Source organism: Tessaracoccus lubricantis (assembly GCF_039544535.1).
GTDB classification, from domain to species: Bacteria; Actinomycetota; Actinomycetes; order Propionibacteriales; family Propionibacteriaceae; genus Arachnia; species Arachnia lubricantis.
In genome coordinates this window covers 151,177-158,578 of record NZ_BAABLV010000017.1, presented here as the reverse complement: position 1 = coordinate 158,578, position 7,402 = coordinate 151,177, and the positions used below count along the sequence as shown (strand labels likewise).

The window sequence follows — 7,402 nt, the reverse complement described above, 5'->3', positions numbered from 1 at the left end:
CGACACCGGACTGCCCTGGTTCACCCCACCCACACACATCGACCCCGGCAGAACACCCAAACTCCACCGGCGTTTCCAACTCCGCGCGATCCTCTACGAACACTCGCCGGATCAGCCACCGGGCAGGAACCGGGACGGCAGCCGACGCCGAGCACCCCGCCGACTCAACCTCGGCCGTCGACTACCACGCGGACTCACCGCACCCACAAAGGCACCACCACGCCCAACACCCCAACCCCCACCCCAACAAAGCGAATCCTCACCCGCCTGGCGGTATCAGGAATGAGGAGTGGGGGCTTTCCTTCGTGGGCGCTGGCTCCTTCGTCGCTGGCGCCCCTCAGGAACCGGGTGGGCGCTGGCTGCTCGTTCCCTGAGCCGGGCGCCCCGCGCCCGGTCGAAGGGCGCCAGACGTGACCATGGCCTGACTGTCAGCTCGCCGGTCCTTCGACCGCTCGTAGGACTCGCGGCTCAGGAAACGGGCGCTGGACTCGCGGCTCAGGAACCGAGGACGTCGGCGAGGACGAAGGCGCTCGCGGCCGCCCAGGCTTGGGGGCGGCAGCTGGCGGGGTACGGCATGGGTGTGGCGGCCTCGTCGGCGCTCCAGCCGCCGAAGAGCTCAGGAAGTCGGAAGTCGAAGCCTTCGGCGGCCCGGAGCAGGTGGCGGGCGATCCTCTGGGCCTCGGCGCGGAAGCCGGCCCGGGCCATGCCGTCGATGATCCAGGCCGTGTCGTGCGTCCACACGGAGCCCACGTGGTAGCGCATGGGCCAGTAGGCGCCATTGGTGGTCGACATGGTGCGGATGCCGTAGCCACTGTCCATCGACGGGGAGGTGAGGCGCTCCACCACCAGCCGCTCCTCGTCGTGGTTGAGCACGCCGAGGCCCAGCAGGTGGCCCATGTTGGAGGCGACACCGTCGACGGGGCGCTTGTGGCGGTCGAGCGCAATCGCCGGGTATGGCCCGTCGTCGTCCTCCACCCAGAAGTGGCTGCGGATGCGGGCGGCCATGTCGTCGGCGTAGCGGCGCCACTCCTGCGCCGAGGCGATCTCCTCCTCGGAGCGGCCGAACTCCTCCAGGATGCGTGCGCCGGCACGGGCGGCGGCCGCAGCGTAGCCCTGCACCTCAAGGAGCACGATGGGCCCCTCGGCGATGGAACCGTCGGCGTTGCGAATGGAGTCGCCGGAATCCTTCCAGCCTTGGTTGGCCAAGCCGTGGCCGCTCTCGTCGAAGTACTCCAGGAAACCGTCGCCGTCGGGGTCGGCGTGGTTGCGGATCCAGCCGAGCGCGGCGATGACGTTGTCGAGCAGGTCGGCGACATCTGCGGCCCGGCCCAGGTCCATGAGGCGACCGGCCAGCATCAGCCACAGCGGCGTCGCGTCGATCGTGCCGTAGTACTCGGGCGGCAGGACGGTGCTGTCGTCGTGCAGGTCGAGCGCCACGCGGCGTACCTCGTGGAGGATCTTGCCGGGCTGCTCCGCCGTCGACACGACGGAGTCGCGGCCCTGCCGGGCAGCGAGGGTGCGCAGCGTCGCGAGGGCGAGGTCAGGGGCGACGCGCGCGGCCATGGTGGCGGCGATGAGGGAGTCGCGGCCGAAGAGGGTGAAGAACCACGGGGCGCCGGCGGCGAGGAAGTAGCGGGTCGGGTCGCTGCGCTCGGCGAGGGTGAGGGCCTGGAGGTCGGCTGCCGAAGCGTGGAGGAGCCTGTTGAGCGCGGCGTCGCTGGTGGTGGGGAGGGTGAAGGTGGAGTCGGCGGCGATGAACTTGGCGTCGGTGTCGGTGAGGGTGAGCGCCCAGGTGAAGTCGGCTGACTGGCCCGGGTCGACCGTGGTTGCCCAGTGGAGGGTGAGGCGGTCCGGATGCTTGGGGGTTTCGACACCGCTCGCAGGGCTCGCGGGCTCAACCAGCGTGCCGGGCTCAACCAGCGCGCGGGGCTCAACCAGCGTGCCGGGCTCAACCAGCGCGCGGGGCTCAACCAGCGTCGCGGTGGTGTTGGCGTCACGCCAGTGCCACGTCCAGCCGTCGTCGGACTCCACAGGCGGCTCCGCCGACGCCGTCCGCGCCGCGCCCACCTTGATCGACTCCATCGGCGTGGCGTCCAACTCCAAGGTCACGGTCAGCGAGACCTCCTGCGGCGACTCCGCCGCCGACGACACCTCCACCCTCTCCCGAACCCCCTGGCCGGTCACCTCCCGGTGCCGGGTGAGGGTGAGCACCGGGTCGGCGCCCTCCGACGGGGTGCGCAGCACGGCGGTGAATCTGCCGCGGCAACCCTCGACGGCGTGGCCGATGGGTTCGACCTCGTGCGAGGCCACCACCAGCCGCACGCCAGCGACGACCCTGTCGTCGCCACAGTAGATTCCCTCAGCCCCCTCCCCGGTGAGGTCGCCGTCGGTGCGCGACCACCACTGGACAGGGGCCTTCAGGATGCAAACGAGCCTGTGAAGGAAGGGTTGCTTCATGGCCGTCCTCATCTCTTTTGGGTTACCGATCTGGAAAATCCTTGACACCCGCGAAGAACTGTGACCACCATTGAACAAGGGTTTATCGATAAAATCAATAGAACCTTCAACTACTGCACGAGGAGGTGTGATGAAGAAGCCGACTCTCGACACCCTGGCCGCCCAAGTGGGCGTGTCACGGCAGACCATCTCCAACGTGCTCAACAAGCCGGAGAAGGTGTCCCCGCAGACCCGCCAGCGCGTCCTGGCGGCGATCGAGGCCGCCGGCTACCGACCCTCCAACGCCGCCCGCGCGCTGCGCACCCAACGCACCCACACCCTCGCCATGCGCCTCAGCAACGCCGGCGACGGCATCAACGGGGCCGTCATGGACGGCTTCCTCCACGCCCTGGTCACGGCCGCCGGCCTCCGGGGCTACCGCATCACCCTGTTCACCGCCGCCGACGACTCCGCCGAACTCGACATCATCCGCGAGTTCCGCGACTCGAAGGCCATCGACGGCGTCATCCTCACCGACACCCACGCCGGTGACCAGCGCCCCAACGCCATCCACGACCTGCGCCTCCCCGTCGTCGCCTTCGGGCGCCCATGGGACCGCGAGGGCGAGCACGACTGGGTCGACGTCGACGGCGCCGCGGGCGTCGCCCAAGCCACCCGCCGCCTCCTCGACGACGGCCACACCCCCGTCGGGTTCATCGGCTGGCCCGACGACACCGGCGTCGGCGCAGACCGCTACGCCGGCTGGGCGCGAGCCACCGGCTACTCCGCCGACCAGCAGCGGCGCTACAGCACCCGCCAACTCGACTCCCCCGTCGCCGGCGGCGAGGCCATGGCCAAGCTGCTCGACGAGGGGGTCACCGCCGTCGTGTGCGCGTCGGACTCGCTGGCGATCGGCGCGTTCGGACGCCTCCGCGACAAGGGCGTGGCCGGGCACGTCGTCGGCTTCGACGACACCCCCGTCGCCCGGATGATCGGCCTCAGCTCACTGCGGCAACCCGTGCACGAGGTGGCCAAGCACGTCGTCGAGACGCTGCTGGGCCGCATCTCCGACCCAGAAGGCGAACCCCGTCACATCCTCCTTCCCCCCACCCTCCAGGCACGCACCGTCGCGTCCACCTCCTGAAAGGAACACCCATGTCCAAGCGAATCTTCACCATGGGAGCCACCCTCGCCGCAGCCGCCCTGGCGCTCAGCGCCTGCGGCGGTGGCGGGTTCGAGGAGCCCGCCGCCACTGACGGCGCCACCGGGGGCGCCACCGGAGGTGCCACCGGCACCGACGGCGGCGAATCCCCGGCCGCCAACACCAACCAGATCTCGGTGCTCATCGGTTCCTCCGGCGACGCGGAGACCAAGGCGGTGCAGGACGCCGTCGCCGCATGGTCGGGCGAGAGCGGCGTGCCGGCCGAGGTCATCGTCGCCTCCGATCTCCCCCAGCAGGCCTCGCAGGGCTTCGCCGCCGGCACCCCCGCCGACGTGCTCTACGTCTCCACCGACGCGTTCTCGGGCTGGGCGCAGAACGGGTCGCTGCTGGCCTACGGCGACGAACTGGCCAACAAGGACGACTTCTACGAGGGCCTCCGCGACGCCTTCACCTTCGAGGACCAGTTCTACTGCGCCCCGAAGGACTTCTCCACGCTCGCGCTGGTCATCAACAACAAGCTGTGGACCGACGCCGGGCTCACCGACGACGACATCCCCACCACGTGGGACGAGCTGGCCGAAGTCGCCAAGACGCTGACCACCGACGGCAGGGTGGGCCTGGTGTTCGGGCCCGAGATCCAGCGCGTCGGCGTGTTCATGGCCCAGGCCGGCGGCGGGCTCGTCACCGACGGCGCCGCCACCGCCAACACCGAGGAGAACATCGAGGCCCTCAACTACGTCAAGGAACAGATGAACGCCGGCACCTTCGCGTTCTCGTCCGACATCGGCGCAGGCTGGGGCGGCGAGGCGTTCGGCAAGGAGATGGCCGCCATGACCATCGAGGGCAACTGGATCACCGGCGCCATGCAGAACGACTTCCCCAACGTCGACTTCCGCGTCGTCGAGCTCCCCGAGGGCGAGGAGAAGGGCACGCTGCAGTACACCAACTGCTGGGGCATCGCTGCCGACGGCGACAACATCGAGGGCGCCAAGTCGCTCGTCGAGTACCTCACCACCAAGGAACAGCAGCTCGCGTTCTCCGCGGCGTTCGGCCCCATGCCGTCGATCGAGTCGGCCCGCGAGGACTGGATCTCGGCCAACCCGGAGCTCGAGGCCTTCGTGGTGGGCGCTGACTACGCGCAGAACCTGCCGTCGATGCCCGGCGCCGCAGACGTGATCGCCGAGTTCAACTCGCAGCTCACCCAGCTGAAGTCGAACGACCCCAAGGCGATGCTCGACTCCATCCAGCCGCTCCTCGAGCCGGTCGTCGCCGGCTGACGTTGGAGCCCCCGTCATGGCTAGCGCCACCCGACGCCGGTCAGGCCCTGGTATCAACAACCAGCGCCTGGCCGGGTGGGCGTTCGTCACCCCCACCGTCGTCGTCCTCGGGGTGTTCCTGTTCATCCCGGTGGTGATGGCGTTGTGGGTGAGCATGTCCGACTGGAGCGGCCGGTTGTCGCCGTTCGGTTCGACGGTGAACTTCGTGGGCGGGCAGAACTACGCCGACGTGCTCGGCGGCAAGGGCCTGCCCGGCCGCGACTTCGGCACCGCCATGCGCAACAACGTGTTCTACGTGCTGCTGGTGGTGCCGCTGCAGACGGTGCTGTCGCTGTTCCTGGCCGTGATGGTCACCCGCAAGGCCATCCGCGGCAAGAGCTTCTTCCGCACCGCTTTCTACTTCCCGTCGGTGACCTCGTCGGTGGCCATCACGGTGCTGTGGCTGTTCCTGTTCAACATCTCCGGCGTCGTCAACAAGGTGCTGTCGTGGCTGTCGATCGAGGGGCCCAACTGGTTCGCCGACCCCCGCGGCGTCCTGCACATCATCCTCGGCGCGGTGGGGGTCCAGCCGTCGCCGGCCTGGCAGCAGCCCATCCTGTTCGGCATCTCCGGCTGGGACTGGGTGGCCGGGCCGTCGGTGGCGATGTCGGCGTTCATCCTCATGGCCGTGTTCACCACCTCGGGCACGTTCATGCTGCTGTTCATCGCCGCGCTCCAGAACATCGGCGACGAGACCAACGAGGCCGCCATGGTCGACGGCGCGACGGCGTGGCAACGGTTCTGGCACATCACGCTGCCGATGCTGAAGCCCACGCTGTTCACCGTGATCACGCTCGGCCTCATCGGCACCTGGCAGGTGTTCGACCAGATCTACACCGGCACGCAGGGCGGCCCCGCGAAGACGACGATGACGCCCGCCTACCTCAGCTACACGTCGGCGTTCCAGGACCAGGCGTGGGGTCGCGGCGCAGCGATCGCGTTCATCCTGTTCGCCATCGTCGTGATCATGACCGTGCTGCAACGGCTGATCCTCGGCGACGCCGACTACACCAAGCCCACCCGGGCCCAACGTCGCGCAGACCGGGCCGCAGCCATCGCCGCCGAGCGCCAGGTGAAGAAGGAGGGGGTCGTATGAGCACGTCCACCGCCGCGGTTGCCTCCGCGGAACGCACGCGTGGGACGGTGGAGCGCAAGCGCGAGATGTCGCCGCTGGCGTTCATCGCCACCATCGTCGGCTACGCCGTCCTCATCGGCATGGCATTCGGCTACATCTTCCCGTTCGTGGTCCAGGTGGCCACGTCGTTCAAGACCGACGGCGACGCGGCGGGCAACCCCATGTCGCTGATCGCCAACCCGTTCACGACGGCGGCCTACACCCGGCTGTTCGCCTTCTCCGACTTCCCCACCTGGGGTTTCAACTCGTTCCTCGTGACGTTCTTCGTGACGATCGGGCGCGTGTTCTTCAACTCGCTGGCCGGCTACGCGCTGGCCCGGCTCCGGTTCCCCGGGCGCCGGGTGATCTTCGCGCTGCTGATCGCCGTCATGGCGGTGCCCGCCGTCGTGCTGCTGATCCCGAAGTTCCTGGTGATCAAGCAACTCGGCATCTACGACAGCTACCCCGGCATGGTGCTGCCGCTGCTGGTGGACGCCGCCGGCGTGTTCATCATGAAAAACTTCTTCGAGTCGATCCCGGTGTCGGTGGAGGAACAGTCACGCATCGACGGCGCCAACACGTTCCAGACGTTCTGGCACGTGGTTCTGCCGATGGCCCGGCCTGCGTTGATGACGATCATCATCCTGAGCTTCCAGGGCTCGTGGAACGAGCTGACGCACTTCATCATCTCGACGCAGGACCCGGAGCTCACGACCCTGACCAAGGGCGTGGCGCAGCTGGCGTCCGGCCAGTTGAGCCAGGGCACGCAGTACCCGCTGAAGCTGGCGGCAGCTGCGCTGATGACGGTGCCCGTGGCAGTGGTGTTCTTCATCTTCCAACGCCAGATCATGAACGCCAGCGCGGGCGCGGTGAAGGAGTAGGTCGTCGTCCCCTGATCCCCGTCGGGCCGCGCCCCCAAGCGCCCGGCGGACCACCAGCCGCCGGGTGCTTCCCCTGAGCACCCGGCGGCCCTTTTCGTCGGCGGGTGGGCCGAGTCTGGACTTGGGCTCCCTGTATGGGTGTTGTCGGAGCCGCGGACCGCGCGGCTCACCCGTTGGACGCTGCGCCGCCGGATGCTCTGGGCAGGCAGCAAACGCGGCAGCACCGCTCGACCCGCCGTCGGCAGGCGAGCCCAGGCCCTCGCCGCTCGTAGGACCTGGGGGCAAGGGCGCTCGAACAGCGGACACCCAGCCGGAGGGACACCTGCCCGGACAAGCTGCGGGATTCCTCGGCGCCCATGCCGACAAATCCCGAAGTCAAGCGTGAGCTCCGGTCAAGGTTCGGGATTCTTCGGCGTGGACGCCGAAGAATCCCGCAGCGTGACCGCAAGTCGCCGAGCCGGCCCCACCAGGCGCTCACCTGCTGCGGTAGCTG

General features: G+C 69.0%; 5 protein-coding genes. 4 read left to right on the top strand and 1 reads right to left on the bottom strand.

Annotated features, from left to right (window positions below):
• Positions 1-495: 495 nt before the first annotated feature.
• A complete protein-coding gene (locus tag ABEA30_RS05480; RefSeq protein ID WP_345580154.1) occupies positions 496-2,457 on the bottom strand; it encodes an amylo-alpha-1,6-glucosidase in 1,962 nt (653 codons plus the stop codon).
• Positions 2,458-2,587: 130 nt separating this feature from the next.
• Between ABEA30_RS05480 and ABEA30_RS05475 the strand changes: the two genes are divergently transcribed.
• Genes ABEA30_RS05475 through ABEA30_RS05460 form a run of 4 tightly spaced genes read left to right on the top strand, consistent with a single transcriptional unit; the run spans position 2,588 to position 6,909 of the window.
• A complete protein-coding gene (locus tag ABEA30_RS05475; RefSeq protein WP_345580152.1) occupies positions 2,588-3,580 on the top strand; it encodes a LacI family DNA-binding transcriptional regulator in 993 nt (330 codons plus the stop codon).
• An 11-nt stretch (positions 3,581-3,591) separates the two neighbouring features.
• On the top strand, positions 3,592-4,875 hold the full coding sequence (locus tag ABEA30_RS05470) for a sugar ABC transporter substrate-binding protein (protein WP_345580149.1): 1,284 nt from the start codon (positions 3,592-3,594) through the stop codon (positions 4,873-4,875).
• 16 nt (positions 4,876-4,891) lie between these two features.
• The gene (locus ABEA30_RS05465; RefSeq protein ID WP_345580146.1) at positions 4,892-6,010 is read left to right on the top strand and encodes a carbohydrate ABC transporter permease; all 1,119 of its coding nucleotides are present in this window, start codon (positions 4,892-4,894) and stop codon (positions 6,008-6,010) included.
• Positions 6,007-6,909, top strand: a complete 903-nt coding sequence (locus ABEA30_RS05460) for a carbohydrate ABC transporter permease (protein WP_345580143.1) — start codon at positions 6,007-6,009, stop codon at positions 6,907-6,909. Before ABEA30_RS05465 ends, ABEA30_RS05460 begins: the two co-directional genes overlap by 4 nt.
• Positions 6,910-7,402: the final 493 nt, after the last annotated feature.